Here is a 17,748-nt window from a genome sequence, read left to right as displayed (position 1 = left end):
TGGTGGCGGGGCGGGCGCGAGGCCCGCCCCGCGGGGTGGCTCAGGAGCCGGAGCTCTTGGAGCAGGCACCGGTGGCGGTGACCACGCCGCCGGCGGTGGTGATGGAGTAGCCGCTCGTGCCCGACGGCGCCAGCGGATCGCGCAGGTAGTGCTTGGTGACCAGTTCGGTGACGTCGGCCGGGTAGGTCCCGGTCTTCGCGTACTGCGCTTCGGTGGCGGTTTCGACCGCCTTGAAGTCCGCCTGGCAGGCGGCGGCCTTGCCGTCGCCGTTGAACGCCGACACGGCGAACACGACGACCCCGGCGAGCACACCGAGGATCACGACGACGATGAGCAGTTCGATGAGGGTGAAGCCGTCCTGGTTCGCCCGGGCGGCGCGAAGTCTCTGCAGCATGGGATTTCCTTCGGTTGTCGGGTTTTCGGTCGGGTCGCGGTGGTGCCCGCCGCCCGGCGGGCCGCGGTCGGCGGTCTCGGCGGTCAGCACGCGACCACCACCGGGGACTTGCCGCGCCAGCTGCTCCGCACGGTCCGCACGCTGAGGTAGGCGGGCCGGTAGGGCAGCTGGACGTTGGTGAGCGAGGTGCCCGACGGGGTGCCGAGCACGGTGACCGCGGTGCTGGTCGAGCTGGGTGTGGCCACCACTTCGAGGCCGGTCCAGAGACCGGCGGCCGGGTTGGTCCACGAGATCGAGGTCCGCGGGTTTCCGTTGTTGCAGACCGTGTTGGTGAGGCTCACCCCGGTCGGCGCCGGCAGGGCGTCGGCCCGCGCGATTCCGGACCCCGGTCCGCTCTTGAGCCAGGCGGCTTCGGCCTTCGCGTCGCCGACCGCGACCAGTCCGCTGATCGCCAGCGCCCACGCCGCGGCGACCAGGCTCGTGGCGAACACGACGCGGCTCATGCGCTCGCCACCGTCACGACGACCGGGATCGAGAACGCCGCACCCTGGCAGCCGTCGTCCACAGTGGAATCCATGGCGACCGCGCCGGGCAGGGTGAGCGTCGTGCTGCCGCCGGCGGCGATCGCCGTGCCCGGCGTCTGGTCCGCCCGCCACGACACGCCGGTCGTCGTGCAGGTGCCGATACCGCCGGAACCGGTCGGCGCACCGGTTCCGGCGGCCACCCTGGTGACCGTCACCGGATAGGGATTGGGGTTGGTCACCAGGAGCTTCGCGGTGCCCGTGCCCCCGGGGTAGAGCAGGCCGGCGGTGATCGCCGACGCGTCCACCGCGCCGGTCGTCGGGGCCGTGGCCGTGCCGGCCTTCGCCGTGGCCGAGCCCGAGCCCGAACTCGTCCAGGCCGCGACGGCGATCCCGCCGCCCAGCGTCGCGCCGACCACCGCGGTGACGACGACCGCGCGGCGCAGGGTGGGGCTGTTCATGGCTTGACCGCCGTTCCTGTGTACGTCAGGGGAAAGGTGAGGCCGCGGCACGCGTCGGGCGCGCCGGCGAGCAGGTGGGTGGTGAGCGCGACGTCGGCGGTGCCGTTCCCGGCGACCGTGACGGGCGCGGCGAGCGCGTCGACCCGCACCGACGACGCCGGGCAGGCCGGCACGGGCCGCCCGCCGCCGTCGACGGGCCTGCCGACCGTCGTGGTGACGGTCTGGACGAGGATCGGGAAGTTCTCGGCGTTCCCCAGCCGGATCCACCGCGTCCCGGTGGCGCCGGGGACGAGCGCGGTGGCCCGGCCGGGCACGTCGGTGATGGCGAACTGCTTGATGCCGTTGCCGTTCGCGGCCGGCGCCGGTGCCGACGGGCCCACCACGAGCCACGTGCAGACCACCAGCGCCCCGGCCGGAAGGGCGAACCGCCACCTGGACATCTGCCGCGATCAGGCGTTCGAAGAGAGGGTGGCGGTCAGCGGCAGCGTGAACGTCTGGCCCTTGCACGCGTCGGTGGCGGAGCCGCTCATCGTGGCGGTGAGGGTGTAGACCGCGCTGCCGTGCGCGGCGATGGTGCTGCCGGGGTTGGTGACCGCGGCGCTGGTCACGGTGCCCGCCGCGCAGCCTCCGGAGGTCGCGGTGGAGGAACCGGCGCTGATGCCGTTCACCACGACCGGGTAGTCGTTCGGGTTGTCGATGCTCACGGTGAACGTCTTGACCGCGCCCGGGTAGAGCGGCGTGCCCGTGGTGTCGGAACCGATCGTCGAGTTGAACGCCGTGGTCGAGGTGACGGAGCCGGAGCCCGCGCCGGTGCTGGTCCAGGCCGCGTAGGCGACACCGGCCACGACGACGACGCCGGCGGCGCCCAGGACGACCGCGGACCGCTTGCTGATCTTGCGCATGGGAAAGCTCCTTGGCTGTTACGTCGGGAGGGAAGTGCCGGGGCGGGGCGCACCGGCTGGTCCGTGGAGGACCGTCACGAAGAGTGTGCGGAATCGGAGACGTTCGTCACTCCGGGCGACCGGCCCGTGTGGTCCCCGGGCGACCGGCCCGGACAAAGGGGGCCGATGTCACTTGATCGCGGGCGCGCGGCCGTGTTACGCGCGCGGGCGATCGATATCCGGCGGGGGCGCTACGCGTCGAAGTGATCCGATGCGGCCTTGTGACCAGGGCCCGGCGGGGCGGGCTTTCGCCCGTCCGGCGGATGGCCCATGATGGCCGGGACCAATGCGGTGGGGCAGACCGCGAAGGATATGTGTGGAGCTGGAGTCGGTCCCTCGCCGCGCGGCGGAGGACACCGATCCGTCGACGGCCCTCGAGCGCGCGCGGCGGGGTGACGAGGAAGCCTTCCGGGTGCTGTACCGGGCGGTGCAGCCCGGGCTGCACCGGTACCTGCGGGTGCTGGTGGGCCAGGACGCCGAGGACGTCGCCTCCGAAGCGTGGTTGCAGATCGCCCGCGACCTGACGTCGTTCCGGGGTGACCTGGACGGGTTCCGGGCGTGGACGGCCACGATCGGGCGGCACCGGGCGCTGGACCACCTGCGCCACCACCGCCGTCGCCCGGTCGCCGACGCGCCCGCCGAGTGGTTCCCCGAGCGCCCCGCGCCGGACGACACCGCCGCCGCGGCGATCGAGGCGACGACCACGGACGCGGCGCTCGCGCTGATCGCGACGCTGCCGCGTGACCAGGCCGAAGCCGTGGTGCTGCGGGCCGTCGTCGGGCTCGACGCCAAGGCCGCCGCGGCGGTGCTCGGGAAGCGCCCCGGTGCCGTGCGCACCGCCGCCTACCGGGGCCTTCGCACGCTCGCCGACCGCCTCGGCGGTCAGGTGTGACACTTTCGGGCCGCCCGACGCTGAGGGAGGTGTGATGAGCAAGCACGAAGGGCGCCGGCTCGACCGGCACACCGCGGAGCAGCTGCTGCGGGGTGCGCCGGCCGACACCTCGGACGCGCTGGCCGGCCTGCTCGCCGCCGCGGCCGCCCCACCGCGCGACGGCGAGCTGGACGGGGAGCCCGCGGCCGTGACGGCGTTCCTCGAGGCGGCTCGTCACGACCGAGCCCCTCGACCCCGGAGCCCCTCGATGAGCAAGAGCAGGCTGCGCCCGGTGCAGGTCGCGGCCGTCGCGGCGGCGGTCTTCGCCGTCGGCGGAGTCGCCGCGGCCGCCACCGGCGTACTGCCGTTGCCGGGCGGCGGCGCGACCCCGGCCCCGGCGGCGTCCGACCACGCCCGTCCGGCGGCCGGCCCGTCGTCCGCGACCACCTCGGCGCACCCGGGCGAGGGCACCCCGGCGGCGAGCCCGGCGTCGCCGTCCCCGTCGCCGACGGGCCTGTGCCACGCCTACGTCGCCGGCGGCAAGGACGAGCACGGCAAGGCGCTGGACAGCCCCGCGTTCACGGCGCTGATCACGGCGGCGGGCGGCCGGACCAAGGTCGACGGTTACTGCGCGACCGTGCTCGACCAGGAGTCCCCGGCCCGGGGACACGGCGTCGGCCAGGGCAATGCGGACAACGGCAAGGACCACGTGGCCGCCACGCACCCGAACGGCCCGCCGGCCACGCACCCGGCCGGACCCCCGCCGGGCCGGCCCAACCACTGACCCGGCGGGCCCGCGGACCAGCGGCGATCCCACCACCCCCATTCCCGGGATCGCCGCTCCCGGACGGGCGGCGGCCGACCACCCCCAATGTTCCCGGTCGCCGCCCGTTCAAGAACGAGCTGGGCTGACTGACGAGGTGAGGCTGACGGGATTTCCGCGCGCGCCGAGCCGCGCACCTCGACCGGCCGGCCCCGCATCATCGCGTAGCTCCCGGAGCACCCTGCGTACCACTGTCGACGGATTGTCGACGGCCCGTGCAAGCGTCGCCGGATCGTCCGGGTGGTCGCGAGGGGACCTCCCTCCCGGGCCGGACGACGTGGCCGGAGGCCGCGGGAGCCGAGCTGGGGGTGTGCGGTGGGGAGAACCGATGCCGGGCGGGTGTGGCGGCGGAGACCGGGGGACGACCGCCCGGCTCCCTTCGCCGGCCGGCGGTGGGAGAGCGGCCTGCTCGGCCGGGCGGTGGCCGGCCACGGGTCCGCGCGGGTCGTCGTCGGGGAGCCCGGGATCGGGAAGACCGCCCTGCTGGAGCACCTCGCCGGCCGCTCGCCGCACCGGGTCGTGTGGGTGCGCGGGAGCCGGGCCGAAGCCGAGCTGCCCTACGCCGCCGCCGCGCGGCTGCTGAGCGGGTTCACCGACCACTTCGGCAAGGTGCCCGCGGCGCAGCGGCGCGCGCTGGAGGTCGCGCTCGCCCTCGACGACGGCCCGGCCGCCGGGGTGCTCGCCGTGTGCGCCGGCGTGCTCGGGGTGCTCGGCGCCGCGTCGGCGCGTGAGCCCGTGCTGGTGCTGGTGGACGACCTGCAGTGGATCGACCCGGAGTCCCGGCTCGTGCTCGAGTACCTCGGGCGCCGGCTGGACCGCGAGCGGGTCGCGCTCGTCATGGCCCTGCGCGACGAGCCGGGCGCCGCCGCCGAGCCGCCGGACCTGCCCGCCGTGCGGCTGGCCGGGTTCGACCGCGCCGACGGCCGCCGGCTGGCCCGGGTGCACGGGTTCCTCGCGCCGGACCACGACGTCGACGCGATCGTCGACGCGGCGGGCGGGAACCCCTTGGCCGTCGTGGAAACGCTGCGGCGGCTGGCGACGCCGGACCAGGCGGCCGACCTCGCGGTGGAGGTCGGCCGGTCGGCGCTGCCGGCGTGGCGGGGCGTGCTCGCCCGGCTGCCGGAGCCGGCGCGCCGGGCGCTGGCCGTGCTCGCCGTCGCCGGCCCCGCCGAACCGGCCACCGTCGAGGCCGCGCTGGCCGAGCTGGGGCTCTCGGTGCGCGACATCGTGCCGGGCGAACGGCTGGGCCTGGTGACCGCGGCCGAGGGCGGCCGGCTGCGGCTGCGCTACCGGCTGCTCGGCCCGGTGCTGCTGGCCGACGCGCCGGAGCCGGCCAGAAAGGCGGTCTACGCGGCGCTTTCCGCCCACGCCCGCCGGGACCAGCGGATCTGGTACCAGTCGTTCGCGGTGACCGGCCCGGCGGACGACCTCGCCGCCCGCTTGGCCGCGCTGGCCCGCGGCACCGCCGATCCCGTTGCCGCGGCCCGGTTCCTGCGGCGCGCGGCCGACCTGACCGCCGACCCGCACCGGCGGGCGATGCGCCTGCTCGCGGCCGCGGCCGGGGCGCTGCGAGCCGGCCGCGGCGAGCAAGCGGCGTCGTGGTGCCGCGAGGCCGTCTCCCTGCGCGACGATCCCGCGTTCCTGGCCGCGGCGGCCGGACGGAGCGCGCGGGGACTGGGGCTCGCCGGCCGGCACCGCCAGGCGTTCGACGAACTGGCCGGCGCGGCCGCGTGGCTCGCCCACCGGGACCCCGAACGCGCGGCGGACCTGCTGTGCGCCGCGACCGGGCCCGCCTTGGCGCTGGGGGAGGCACGCCTGGCGTGCGTGGCCGTCACCGAAGCGGAGTCACTGGCCGGCGTCCCCCTCCCCGTCCGGGCGCGCCCGGCGGCCGCGGCCGCCCGCGTGATGCACGGCCTGCCGCCCGGCGAGCTCCCGCCGCCGGAGTCGGTGGGCGACCCGGCGGCACTGGTCTGGCTGGCACTGGCGCAGCTGTGGTCGGAACGGCCGGACCCGGCCCGGACAGCGGTCAACGCCGCGCTCTGCCGGCTGCGCCGCGGCCACGCGCCCGCCCTGCTCGCCGTCGCGCTGGCCGTCCGCGGCGATCTCGGCTTCCGCACCGGCGGCTGGGCGGCCGCGGCCGCCGACGCCGCCGAGTCGGTCGCCGTCGCGGCCCGGACACCGCCGAACGGCGTGATCGCGTTCGGGCTGCTGACCCTCGCCCGGCTGGAGGCGGCGCGCGGCAGGCCGGACCGGTGCGCGGAACTGCTGGCCCGCAGCCGCAAGGAGGCCGGCCCGCTCGGCGTCGACCTGCGCCTGCTGCTGGAGCCGGCCGTGCGGGGCCTCGCCGCTCTGACCGCGGGCGAACCGGGAACGGCGCTGGAGCCACTCGAATCGGCGTGGTCGCACGCCGAAGCCGGCGGGGTCGGCAACCCGGCCGTGGTGCCGTTCGCGGCCGACCTCGCCGAAGCCCATGCCCGGTCCGGAAATCCCGCCCGCGCGCGGGAAGTCCTCGCCTGGCTGGAAGAACGGGCCGCGGGGGCGGGGCTGCGGGGCCAGCTGGCGGGTGCGTGGCGGTGCCGGGGCCTGCTGGCCACCGACGCGGCCGAGGCGACGGCCGCGTTCGCGACGGCCCGCGACGCCGGTGACGTCCGGACGGCACCCTTCGAGTACGCCAGAACCCTGCTCTGCGAAGGGGAAGTGCTCCGGCGGCTGCGCCGGCCCGCGGCCGCGCGGCCGGCGCTGCGCCAGGCGGCGGAGGTGTTCGAAGGCCTCGGCGCCGAGGTCTGGGCCGAGCGGGCGGCCGCCGAGCTGTCCGCCGCCGGCGACCACCCCGGCGCGAAACCCGGGCCGGTCGCGACGGACGTCCTGACCCCGCAGCAGCTGCGCATCGCGAGCCTGGTGGCGGCCGGCCACAACAACGGCGAAGCGGCCGAAATGCTGTTCCTGTCCCGCAAAACCGTGGAAGCCCACTTGACGCAGGTCTACCGCAAGCTCGGCGTCCGCTCCCGCACGCAACTGACGAACGCGCTGAACGCGCGGGGCGACCACGGTGGGCTCCCGGACGGGCGCACGCCGCAGTCGAGGGAGTCACCCGATGCCGCCGAGGGTCCGCGGCGGGCAGAGTTCGGGTGACAGCGAGGGAAACCGCGGGGGTGAGGACATGGACGTCGCCAGTGAGACGGTGGTGCGGCTCGCCGATCCGGTGGCGCGGGCGTCGGTGCTGACCGCCGACGCGCTGCTCGCGATCGCCGTGGTGGCCTACGAACTCGACCCGGCCGTGGTGACCGAGCCGGTGACGGCGGTGTTCGACCGCTTCGACCTCGCCGTGCCGCTCGACGCCCGCGCGTCCGCGATGGCCCAGTTCCGGCGCACCGGCGAACCGGTGCCGTGGGAGGTCGCCGCGTCCTGGGACACCGCGCAGATCCCGCCCGTCGCCGCCGACGCGGTGTGGGCGGGCGCGGTCGTGGTGCGCACGGCGGTCCTGGACGGGACCATCGTGGCCGTCACCGCCGATCAGTCCGGTGTGGACAGTCCGGTCGCGCTCGGCGCGACGGTGCGGATGAGCCCGCCGGAAGCAGACCCCGCGCCGGTGCCGGTGCCGCTGCCCGTCCTCGTGGCCTTCCTCGCCGCCGGCGAGGCCCCGTCCCCCCGGGAACTGCTGCGGGCGACGACGGCGGCCCGGCTCGGCGCGGGCCGGTACCCGGTCGCCGACCTGCCCGCCGGTGGTCCGGTCCGCCGGTTCGAGCGGCTCGTCTGCTGGGTCGTGCCCGAATCGGCGTTCGACGACCCCGGCTGGCCGGGAGCGGCGGACGACACGACGCCGCAGCAGCGGCGAGCCGACCGGCTGCGCGCCGCGCGGAGCTGGCTCGCCGGCCAGGGCGTCGCCGTCATCACCACCACGGAGCCCACATGACCACCAAGTCCCGCGCCAAGCGCGCATCGACCACGTCGCGACCCAGTACGGAGATCGGTATGGCCACGCTCGTGCAACCGGCATTCCCCTTTGTCGACGTCATCATCGACACCAGCGCGCTGGTCCCGGCCGCGCAGCGCTCGCCCGGCGTGGTCGCCGTGGTGGGCAACGCCGACGGCGCCGCCGCGCCCGCGTCGACGCCGCTGGTCGTCACCGGCCACGCCGACGCGCTCGCCCTGTTCGGCAAGGCGGGCGCGGCGACCGCGCTGAGCCGCAGCCTCGACCTGGTGCTGGCCCAGGATCCCCGGCCCACCAAGGTCTGCGGCGTCCGCACGCCGGCCGCCGGGAACTACGCGGCCGCGCTCGCCGGTCTCGAAGCCGCGGACGACGTCACGTTCGTCTGCCTCGCCGGCGAAACCGCGGTCGGCGCGGCCACCAGCGGTGGCACCCCGGCGACCGGGCTGCGCGCGCTGGCCGAGCACGTCGAGAACATGTCCGCGGCGGGGAACCGGCGGATGGCCGTCGCGATGATCGACCCGGCGATCGCCCGCACCGCGACCTATGTGGACACCGTGCTGGCGGCGAACTCCTACGGGGCGCTGAAGAGCGCCACCGGCCGGATGATCCTCGTCGCCGCGCGGGGCGCGACCACCGACGAGACGGCGAGCCCGAATCCGGTGGCCGACGCGGCCGCCGCCGTGATGGGAGCGATCGCGGGCCAGGCCCCGGCCACCAGCGTCGTGCTCAAGCAGGTGCGCGGCTTCACCGTGCCGGTCACCCAGCAGTACGTCCCCGCCGAGGTCACCGGGCTCGCGAGCCAGGGCGTGATCCCGCTGATCGACCCGGCGCTGGTGCCCGGCACCGGGCTGTTCCTGGCCGACGGCGGCACGTTCTCGGCCGACCCGGCCCGCAACTACGTCGACATCTGCCGGGTGCTCGACGACATCGAGTTCCGGCTGCGGGCCGGGCTGATCGGCACGGTGGGGGACGCGCGGATCACCAAGGCCGGCCTCACCGCCGTGCGGGTCCGGGTGGAGGGCATCCTCGGCCCGCTGCGGCTCGGCGCGGTGATCGACGACTTCTCCGTCACCATCCCGCTGCTGCCGATCCTCGCGCTTCCGGAAAGCGCCCGCAGCGCCGCCGAGCAGGCCCAGGTGGTGGCCGCCCGCCAGACCCGGCAGGTGTCCGTCCTCATCAGCGTCACGTACGGGCCCGCCGTGCACCGGCTCAACGTGACCCTCGCCCCCCAGTTCTGAGCACCGACCAGGAGCCACGATGTCGAGTCCCGAAACCAGCTGGAACACCCGCCTCGCCGTGCACTACACCGACGACAAGGGCACCGACCACGAGATCTCGCCGATCCAGTCGTTCACGCCGACCTTCGCCACGACCGCGGAACCGTTGCACAGCATCGAACGCACGCACGTCGGCGTGGTGACCCAGCCGTACGCGCTGACCTTTTCGATGACGGTCAACGCGATCGGCCCGGCCACCGCGCAGCTGACCGCGCTGGCGCTGAACGCGACCGAGTTCAGCATCTCGATGCAGGAGCGCTCCGGCGACGACTGGTCGTTCTCCACGATCGTGCTCAGCCGGTGCGTCATCACCAGCGCCTCGCCGACCGCGGCCACCGTGCTCGGCGCGCCGCAGGCGACGTTCTCCGGCTTCTCCATGCAGGTCGACGCGACCGACGCCGGCGGCGCCAAGACGTCCGGCCCGCTGCAGGCCTCGCTGTAGGGGAGGGGTTTTCGTGGCCGACGACCTGGAAGCGGCCGGCGCGCTGCTGTCGCCCGCCGGGGACTGGTGGGACGAGACGGGCGCGCACCCCACCGTGCGCTCCGGCGAGCTGGTCCTCGAGTTCCCCGTCGAGGTCGAGGTCCGGCTCGTCTCGCCGGAGCGGCCCGACCTGCTCGCCGACACCACCATCCACCGGCTGACCGCGGCATTGGAGGGACTGGCATGACGACCGTGCGCATCCCGGTGCGGGTCCGGCTCGACGTCGACCCGGCCCGGTCGCCGGAGACAGTGGCCGGGCTGCTGCGCGACGCGACCGAGCGGGCCACCACCCGCGCGGCCGAGCGGGCCCGCGCAGTGCCCGCGGTCCGCGACGCGACCTGGGACGGCGGGCCGCCCGCGACGACCGTCCGCTTCACCGGCGATCCGCTGCCGCCGCCGCTGGCCACCGGGCTGGCCGTCGCCACCCGCAGCGGCCTGCACGCCGCCGCCACCCGCCTGCAGGCCGCGACCGCGGGCGGTCCGCCGGCGAAGGCGCCGGCACGCGCGCCGAGGAAGCTGCGGCTCCGGGACTTCGCCGACGAAGCCGACGTCTGGAGCGCGGTAGTGGCCTTCTACGGCGGTGCGCCGCCGGGGGAACTGCTCGTCCTCGCCCGCCTGCGGGGCCGGCCGTGGCAGTGGGTCGTGGACTTCAGCGGCCCGGCCCGCTCGCCCCTGGTGCGGGCCGGAGCGCCCTTCACCGAGTACACCCGCGACGGGAGCGCCGAGCGCCCGGCCGGCGGCCTCGTCGCGGACGGGTTGCGGTTCTGGCGCCGGTTCAGCACCGAAGCGCAGTGGCACGCGGTGCTGGCCGAGCTGATCCTGGAAGACCTCGCGGGACTCCGGAAGTCGGTGCCCGCCCGTCGGCTGGCCGACCGGGCACTGGCCGCGGCCAAGAGATTCCCGTTCACCAGACCCGGCGCGTGGTACGAGTTCCTCGACGGGCCGACCCGCGTCGGCTGGTACCGGGGACCGGCGGGCCTGACGACCGGGACGCTGCCGGTCGCGGTGCTCACCGAAGACGTCGCGGCCGGGGAGTACGGCAAGGACTGCGCGCCGCTGGACCTCACCACCGACGGCGAAGCGAAACTCGGCGTGCCCTACCTCGGCGAGCCCCACCTGGACCAGTGGCCGGCCGACCGCGACCACTTCGCCGAACTGATGGACGAAATCACCGCCCGGCTGGAACTGCCGGACAGCGGCGGCTACGTCGGCTCGTTCGTCCTCGTCGCCACGCAGGAGATCGGCAGGCAGAGCGAGGGGCTCGGCTTCCTCGGCGGCGGCACCCGCGGCCGGCAGGCGGACCTGCGCCGGCTGGCCGAGATCTCGGTGCTGGTCACCAACCTCGCGGCCGCGTACGTCGACGCGATGTACGCGGGCGACCGCGCGCGGTCCCTGCCGTGCCCGGTGGCCGGCCACAGCGGACAGTGGGCGCTGCACTTCCACCAGCTGTTCTTCCGGGTGCGGCGGGACGCCGTCGGTCAGCTGTTCGTGTCGGCCTGCCAGGACGTCCTGCTCGAGGTGCTGGAGCAGAGCCTGGCCGAGCTGCACCGCAGGCTCGACCGTACGAACTTCCCGCGGTACATGCGGTTCACCCGCGCGTTGCTGGTGATCGTCCTCTCGCGCAGCGTCGAGCTGGAGGACCTGCGCCGCCGGATCGGGGCCGCGAAGGCACGCGACCACAACCCCGCGCTCGCCTGGCGCGCCCCGAACCTGGTGCACACCGGATGGCGCCAGGCGAGCGCCGACGTCGTGGCCGCCATCCGCGAGGCCGCGCCGGACAGCCGGCCGGCGGGCGCGGTGGTCGTCCTCGACGGCGCGTACTGGGCCAAGGACGCGCAGGGCCGCTGGTGGAACGAGAACCAGCTGGCACTGGCGATCGGCACCGCCCGGGAAGAGGCGTTCCGCATCGACCCCTTCCTGGAGAAGATCAAGGACCTGTCCGACGTCGTGAGCCGGCTCAAGGACGCGCAGCGCCGCGACGACGCGCGCAGCGAGCAACAGGGCGACGCCGTCACCGAAGCCGTGGACGCCGAATTTTCCGCCGTCCTCAAGGAAGTCCGGCAGGAGAACCTCGACCGGACGGCACGGGTGCGCCGGGACCGCTCGATCGCGCTCGGCCTGGCGAGCTTCACCGAGGACCGCACGGACGAGATCGGGGCTCGGCTGACCGGCATCCATCGGCTGGCCGACCAGCGCCTGCGCCCGATGTTCGCCTACCAGGCCGTGTACGTCGACGCCCTGCACGCCCTCGCGGACGCCGAACAGGGGAAGGCCGAGCTGACGGAGTTCTTCAACGTCTGGGGCATCGCGTTCCTGGCGGTGTTCTGCCCGCCGGCGGCGTTCCTGGTCGGCGCCGGCCAGGCGATCGGCGCGCTGGCGACCGCGTACGAGCACCGCGGGATCCGGAAGGCGCTGCTCGGCGGCGACGAGATCATCACCCGGGCGCAGGTGGAGGCCGAGCTGTGGGCGGCCTGGATCGGCGCCGCGCTCGCGTTCCTCCCGCTGGTGAAACCGGTCGGCCGCGGGCTCTCCGGCGCCGTGCGGCTGGCGCTGCCGGGGGCCGAACGGCGCGCCGCGGCCATCGCCGCGATCCGGCTCGCCAAGAAGGAGGCGGCGCACGTGTTCGCGTTGGCGACCACCGAAGAACTGGTGAGCGCCTTCCTGCGGGAAGCGGTCAAGGGGTACGTGCTGAACCTCGTGCTGTCCTCGGCCATCGACCGGTTCATCGACGCCGTCGTGCGCGAGGACCCGCACGGCGAGGTCTCCCGTGAGTACCTGCGCGCGGTCATGGCCGAGGCGGCCCGCGCCGCCGGGCGGGACACGCCGTGACGACGAGAACCGGGCCGCACCCGGTCCCCGCCGTCCTGCGCGACCACCCGCGGCTGCGGGAAGGCCTCGCGGAGGTGCGGCGCCGCACCCGGTTGCCGGAGGAACGCCTGCGGGAGCTCTGGACCGAGTCGGTGGGCTCGTCGCTGGACGTCCTCGGGCTCGGGTACGTCGAGGACTTCGAGGCGGCGATGGCGAGCGTGGGCCGGCTGCGCGAGCGGGTGCACGAAATCTACGAACGGCTCTTCGCGGGCCCGGCGACCGAGGCGGACCTGCAGGAGCTGCGCGGTCTCGAAGCGGCGCTGGCCGAGGACGTCCTGGCGCTGGCGGATCCGCAGCGCTGGGCCCGCGACCGGCCGAACCTGCCGGACAAGCGGCGGGCGCCGGACGCGGCCCCGCCGGCGCAGGCCCCGCCGCGGCGGGACACCCGGGTGCGCGCGCTGGCCGTGGAACGGCGGGCCGCGTTCGAGCGCGCCAAGCTCCTGGCGCCCGAGCGGCTGGACGCCGCGCTGCGCGACGAACGCGGGGCGGAGGCGGCGCTGCGGGACGTGCTGGCGAAGCAGGGGATGGACGAGGAGTCGCTCGGGCACCTCGCCGATGCACTCGACGAGATCCGGAACCCGGGGCTGGACTTCGCGTTCGGCGCCGGCCCGGGCCGGCAGCAGGCCACGACGGCACGGGTGCACGCCGCCTACCGGGAACTGCCGGTGCCGCAACGGGACCTGGTGAACCGGGCCAACGTCCTCGACCCGGACTTCCTGCGCCTCGCGGTGCTGCGGGAGAGCGAAGGGGAGCTCGTCCGGCTCGTCGACCGCTTCTGCGCCGAGCACGGCATCACCGGGCAGCAGCGGACCGACCTCGAAGCCGCCCTGCGCCGCCTCAACGACGTGCACCGGGAATCGTTGCACGACACCGGACCCGGCGAGACCGGCGGTGTCCAGGCCCGGACGCGGGCGGCCGTCCTCGACCGGGCGGCGACCGAGATCGGGCTGCCGACGCAGGACGAGATCGCCCGGCGGCTGGGCCGCAGTTCCGCCGTCGTCGAACTGGCCGCGCGCAGCCCGGGACACCTGGCCGAACTCGCCGAGAAGTGGCTGCGGTACGCCGTGGAGAAGCGGCGGGAGGGCAAGCCGGTCGCGACCCTGGAGCGGTACGCGCGGGCGCTGGCCCGGTCGCACGTGCGCGGCCTGCTGGGCGAGCTCACCGCCGCCTTCCAGCTCGCCGACGACGCCTGGGTGATCAAGGTGCCCGACCTGGGCGTCACGGTCGGCGGGACCGACTTCGCCGCGGTGGACCTGCGGACCGGCGAGGTCTGGTTCGGCGACAACAAGGCGTTGTCCGCCCGCGGCCTCGGCGAGGTCAGCAGCCTCCTCGACAACATCGTCGACAACATGGCCGCCGACGTCGCCGAGTTCGGGACCTGGCTCCAGCGCGACGAAGTCCCGTTGCCGCCGAAGCTCGCGGACGCGATCCAGCGGGCCCGGGAGGCGTCCGCCGAAGTCAGCGCGTACGCCGCGCGGGTCCGGCCCGAAGACATCACCACCGACGCGGTGCAGCGCCGGATCACCAAGATCCTCGCCCGCAAGGGCGTCGGGCGGGTCGTCACCAACGCGGGCGGCGAGCTGTCGTGGCTGACCGGCGCGGCGGAGAAATACCTCGCCTTCAAGAACCTCGAAGAGCCCGGCCCCTACCCGCCGGAGCGCCGCATCGAACTGCCCGAAGGGAGTGCCCCGTGAGCGGCTACGAACCCGGCCTGCACACGCCGAGCGCCATCCTGTCCGACGGGATCGTGCCGGTTCCGCTCTGGGCCGTCACCCAGCTGTCCATCGCCTCGACCTACTTCGTGCCGCAGATCGGCGGCAGCCGGCGGCGGGTCGCCGTCGTCACGCACGACGACACTCTGAGCTTCAGCGCCGTGCTGCTCGGCCCGTCGCGGTTCGCGTGGAAGGTCGCGCTGGAGAACCTGGCCGAGTCGGGCCGGCAGGGCACCGCGCTGTCGCGGCTAACCAAGAACGCCGTCGGCGGGCTGGTGCTGATCACCGCGGCCACGATCCGCACCGACCTCGCCGTCCAGGCGCTCACGTTCACCCAGGCGTCGGGCCGGCGCGACGCGATCGACGTGTCCATGCAGCTGATCCACCTGCCCCGGCCGGGCAGCCTCGCCAAGCTGCTCGAGGTCGCGTCCGTCGGGGTGGGCGCCCTGACCGACGCGCTGCCGATCTGAGGATGGCGACGATGACCTTTCCCGCACTGCCGGGCCTGATCGGCCGGCCGCCGTTCGACGTGCCACCGCTGCCGGGCCCCGACGTGCCGGCGAGCGGACCCGCGGCGCCCCGGGTGCTCAAGCAGGAGCTCACCGCCGGCCTGCCGGTCCGGGTGGACCTCGACGGCGCGCGCGGTCTCGTGCTCGCCGTCCCGCTCGGCGTCGCGCGGAGTGTCCTGGCCGCCGACCCGCAGGCCGTCGTCTTCGACACCCGGGTGCCGGGCGACCCGGCGGCCGCCCGGGACGCCGGCGCCGCGTGGCCCCGCCTGACCCTGGTGGCCGACGGGGTGATCGGCGAGACGGTCCCCGTGGTGGCCGGCGTGCCGGCCGCGCTGCGGCTCGGCGCGGTGGCGGTCGTCGAGGTCACCGTCGACCTGCTGGTCGTCACGATCGGCACGCTGCGCAGCCCCGGGCAGTTCGCCAGCAGGCTCGCGCTGCGCTGGCGGGACCTCGGGCCCGCACCGGACACCGGCCCGCCGCGCCCGGCCGGCGACCCCGGCATCCCCGCCCTGAACGCCTGACAGCGACTGAGAAAGGAGGTCACCGATGAGCCTCGGCACCCTGATCGCGACCGCGGAAGGGCCCGACGTCACGCCGGGCACGGTGCCCGCCTGGGCGGTCGTGTTCTTCGAAGAGGAGTCCGGGACCGCGCTGGCCACGATCGGCAGCGAGACCTACGCCGGTTCGGTTTCCGCCGTCCTGCCCGCCGATCTCACCGGCGGTGCCTACGAAGTCGTGTTCGAGGGCATGACGGACGCGGACTACGAGAAGATCCACGTCCGCGGCGGGCGGCACCTGGCCGCGTCCCTTTACCTGTGGTGGAAGGATTCCCCGACCGGCCTGGCCGGCGACCTGGCCCGCTTCACCGGGCTCGACCACCCGCTCGGGGCGATCACCCCGGACCCGCCGCCGCTGAGCCTGGTCGCCGTCCTGCGCGTCGACCGGCTGTGGCGCCGCTCGGGCCCGCGCCGCTTCGAGGTCGTGGTCAGCGCGCGCGAGCTGGTGACGGCGCAGCTTTCGGGCACCGACGTCGTGCCGGTACCCCAGCCGGGCCTGCGGGACGCCGTGCGGGCGATCGCCGGGCGCGCCGGCGTGCGGCTGGTCCAGGAGTACGGTCTCGCGGACTTCCAGCCGCCGCCGGGGGTGCTCGCGCCGGTGAAGGTCCCCGTCCAGCACGGGACCTGCCTGCAGGCACTGACGGCGGTGCTGGAGGACCAGGCGCGCAAGCTGCTGCGGCTCCACGGGCAGCCGCTCGCCCTGATCCGCAACGGCGTCCTGCACGTCGGGGTGTGGGCGGGCGCCGCGGGACCGCGGCTGCCGGTCGACCGGCGGCTCGACGACGACAGCGGCCTGCTCGCGATCGAGCGCGGGTCCGCCCGCCCGCGGGAGCAGGCGGCGGGCGACCGGCCGGACGCGCCGCAGTCGCGGCTGACGGTGTCGGTGACCGCCCTCGGGCGGCCGGACCTGAAACCGGGGGACACGCTCGTCGTCGAGCTGCCGCCGGAGGACTTCCCGCAGGTCGAGCCGCCGAGCATCGGCGCGACCCTGCTCGGCTCGCTGAACACGCGGCCCTTCGGTGACCTCGCCCCCGACCCGACGCCGGTGCGCTGCCGGATCACCGAGGTCACCCACCGGATCTCGCGGGAGGAAGGCTTCATCACCGTCGCGAAGGCCTTCGTGCTGGCCGACGGCGACGACGGCTGGGACGTCGGCGGCGTCACCCCGGCGCCCGATTCCCGCGCGGTGCCGCCGATCGGCGAGCCGGCCGCGGACCCGGCACAGGCCTTCGCCGTCAGCCTCCGCAGCGCCACGGCCAGCCTCACCGCCGGGGTCGCCCAGCGGGCGCGCTCGCACGTCGGCCTGGTCCACGACCACGTGGGCGCCGCCGCCACCGAAACCCGGCACACCAGCGACTTCTGGGTGTCCCGGGACCCGGGCGACGGTTCGGGCAGCACCGCGCAGCGGGCCTCGGTCGGCCGGGACCGGCCCGCCGAGGCGCACCGGGTGCCCTATGCGACCCCGTTCGCGTGGGGCAACTTCGGCCTGGTGCTGCCGCGCTACCCGGCCACCCGGGTGCTGCTGGTCGACGGCGCGGGCGGGCCGGGGGAGTACGTGGACGTCGGCGCCCTGTGGGCGGTGAACGCGGGCCCGGCCGCGGAACCGGGGGACTACTGGCTGGCGCTGCCGGCGAACGCCGCGGCCACCGAGCACCTGCCGCGCGACGGCGGCCCACCGTCCGAAGTGGATCAGCAGCCGCCGGACGGCCCCGCCGCGCACGACCTGATCGACGCGGTGGGCAACCGGGTCATCGAGACGGCGCGGTTCGTGCTTCGGGTCGTCGACGACCCGGCCAACCTGACGAACGTGCCGGACCGGCCGGACCCGGCCGCGGGCGGCCCGGCCGGCAGCGTGGTGATCGAGACCAAGCCCGAATCCGGGACACCGGCGCGGATCACGCTCCGCGCCGACGGGAGCGTGTCGGTGACCGGCTCGTCGATCACGTTCGACGCCGGGGACGGGCGGATCGACCTCAAGGCCAAGGACGTCCGGGTCGCGCTCGCCGGCGGAACGATGGACGTGAGCTGATGGCCTTCCCCGTCACGATCGCCGGCACGTTCACGTGTGCCCACCAGGGGATCCGCACGCCGGCGACCGGCGAAGCGAAACTCACGGTCGGCAAGCAGGCCGTACTGCTCTTCGCCGACGCCGCCGCACCCGCCACCTACGTCGGGTGCACGTTCCCGCAGGGCGCCCCTCCCACGCCGTGCAAGACGACCTCTCCCGCCGCCGCACCCAACCCGGGATCGGCCGGGAAGCTGACCGTCGACGGCCATCCCGTGCTGCTCGACGCGCTGCACGCGGCCACCGAGAACCCGCCGTTCACCCCACCGCCGGACCCCGCGAACACCGTGACGGTCGCCGCGGGCCAGGACAAGCTCACCGCTTCGTGAAGGAACGA

18 protein-coding genes are annotated in these 17,748 nt (G+C 75.4%); 13 read left to right on the top strand and 5 right to left on the bottom strand.

Annotated elements, in window-relative coordinates; all coding sequences use genetic code 11:
* Positions 1-40 precede the first annotated feature (40 nt).
* From AB0J40_RS20620 to AB0J40_RS20600, 5 genes are all read right to left on the bottom strand, one after another.
* Positions 41-394, bottom strand: a complete 354-nt coding sequence (locus tag AB0J40_RS20620) for a prepilin-type N-terminal cleavage/methylation domain-containing protein (protein ID WP_364455303.1) — start codon at positions 392-394, stop codon at positions 41-43.
* Between the two features lie 83 nt (positions 395-477).
* A complete protein-coding gene (locus AB0J40_RS20615; protein WP_364455301.1) occupies positions 478-897 on the bottom strand; it encodes a hypothetical protein in 420 nt (139 codons plus the stop codon).
* On the bottom strand, positions 894-1,376 hold the full coding sequence (locus AB0J40_RS20610; RefSeq protein ID WP_364455298.1) for a hypothetical protein: 483 nt from the start codon (positions 1,374-1,376) through the stop codon (positions 894-896). Before AB0J40_RS20610 ends, AB0J40_RS20615 begins: the two co-directional genes overlap by 4 nt.
* The gene (locus tag AB0J40_RS20605) at positions 1,373-1,816 is read right to left on the bottom strand and encodes a hypothetical protein (protein WP_364455295.1); all 444 of its coding nucleotides are present in this window, start codon (positions 1,814-1,816) and stop codon (positions 1,373-1,375) included. The genes AB0J40_RS20610 and AB0J40_RS20605 overlap by 4 nt, the downstream gene beginning before the upstream one ends.
* Before the next feature lie 9 nt (positions 1,817-1,825).
* Positions 1,826-2,278, bottom strand: coding sequence for an LEA type 2 family protein (locus AB0J40_RS20600; RefSeq protein WP_364455292.1), 453 nt, complete (start codon positions 2,276-2,278; stop codon positions 1,826-1,828).
* Positions 2,279-2,633: 355 nt separating this feature from the next.
* Between AB0J40_RS20600 and AB0J40_RS20595 the strand changes: the two genes are divergently transcribed.
* From AB0J40_RS20595 to AB0J40_RS20535, 13 genes are all read left to right on the top strand, one after another.
* Entirely contained in the window at positions 2,634-3,209 is a 576-nt protein-coding gene (locus tag AB0J40_RS20595) for an RNA polymerase sigma factor (RefSeq protein WP_364455290.1), read from the top strand.
* A 34-nt stretch (positions 3,210-3,243) separates the two neighbouring features.
* A complete protein-coding gene (locus tag AB0J40_RS20590) occupies positions 3,244-3,972 on the top strand; it encodes a hypothetical protein (RefSeq protein ID WP_364455288.1) in 729 nt (242 codons plus the stop codon).
* Positions 3,973-4,326: 354 nt separating this feature from the next.
* Positions 4,327-7,143: a LuxR family transcriptional regulator gene (locus AB0J40_RS20585; RefSeq protein WP_364455285.1), complete on the top strand. Its 2,817-nt coding sequence runs from the start codon at positions 4,327-4,329 to the stop codon at positions 7,141-7,143.
* Between the two features lie 28 nt (positions 7,144-7,171).
* Positions 7,172-7,924 carry a hypothetical protein gene (locus AB0J40_RS20580; RefSeq protein WP_364455282.1) on the top strand — a complete coding sequence of 251 codons (753 nt, stop codon included), beginning with the start codon at positions 7,172-7,174 and terminating at the stop codon, positions 7,922-7,924.
* A gap of 59 nt (positions 7,925-7,983) precedes the next feature.
* The gene (locus AB0J40_RS20575; RefSeq protein WP_364455280.1) at positions 7,984-9,180 is read left to right on the top strand and encodes a hypothetical protein; all 1,197 of its coding nucleotides are present in this window, start codon (positions 7,984-7,986) and stop codon (positions 9,178-9,180) included.
* A gap of 19 nt (positions 9,181-9,199) precedes the next feature.
* On the top strand, positions 9,200-9,661 hold the full coding sequence (locus AB0J40_RS20570; protein WP_364455277.1) for a hypothetical protein: 462 nt from the start codon (positions 9,200-9,202) through the stop codon (positions 9,659-9,661).
* A 13-nt stretch (positions 9,662-9,674) separates the two neighbouring features.
* Positions 9,675-9,887, top strand: coding sequence for a hypothetical protein (locus AB0J40_RS20565; RefSeq protein ID WP_364455274.1), 213 nt, complete (start codon positions 9,675-9,677; stop codon positions 9,885-9,887).
* The gene (locus AB0J40_RS20560; protein ID WP_364455272.1) at positions 9,884-12,529 is read left to right on the top strand and encodes a hypothetical protein; all 2,646 of its coding nucleotides are present in this window, start codon (positions 9,884-9,886) and stop codon (positions 12,527-12,529) included. The genes AB0J40_RS20565 and AB0J40_RS20560 overlap by 4 nt, the downstream gene beginning before the upstream one ends.
* On the top strand, positions 12,526-14,262 hold the full coding sequence (locus AB0J40_RS20555; protein ID WP_364455269.1) for a hypothetical protein: 1,737 nt from the start codon (positions 12,526-12,528) through the stop codon (positions 14,260-14,262). The genes AB0J40_RS20560 and AB0J40_RS20555 overlap by 4 nt, the downstream gene beginning before the upstream one ends.
* Positions 14,259-14,750, top strand: a complete 492-nt coding sequence (locus AB0J40_RS20550; protein ID WP_364455266.1) for a hypothetical protein — start codon at positions 14,259-14,261, stop codon at positions 14,748-14,750. Before AB0J40_RS20555 ends, AB0J40_RS20550 begins: the two co-directional genes overlap by 4 nt.
* Positions 14,751-14,761: 11 nt before the next feature.
* Positions 14,762-15,310 carry a hypothetical protein gene (locus tag AB0J40_RS20545; RefSeq protein WP_364455264.1) on the top strand — a complete coding sequence of 183 codons (549 nt, stop codon included), beginning with the start codon at positions 14,762-14,764 and terminating at the stop codon, positions 15,308-15,310.
* Positions 15,311-15,335: 25 nt separating this feature from the next.
* On the top strand, positions 15,336-17,375 hold the full coding sequence (locus AB0J40_RS20540; protein ID WP_364455261.1) for a hypothetical protein: 2,040 nt from the start codon (positions 15,336-15,338) through the stop codon (positions 17,373-17,375).
* On the top strand, positions 17,375-17,740 hold the full coding sequence (locus tag AB0J40_RS20535; RefSeq protein WP_364455258.1) for a hypothetical protein: 366 nt from the start codon (positions 17,375-17,377) through the stop codon (positions 17,738-17,740). The genes AB0J40_RS20540 and AB0J40_RS20535 overlap by 1 nt, the downstream gene beginning before the upstream one ends.
* Positions 17,741-17,748: the final 8 nt, after the last annotated feature.

It is taken from the genome of Amycolatopsis sp. NPDC049691, assembly GCF_040675005.1.
Taxonomy (GTDB): domain Bacteria; phylum Actinomycetota; class Actinomycetes; order Mycobacteriales; family Pseudonocardiaceae; genus Amycolatopsis.
The sequence above is the reverse complement of the archived record's forward strand: the minus strand, read 5'-3'. Positions and strand labels throughout refer to the sequence as shown.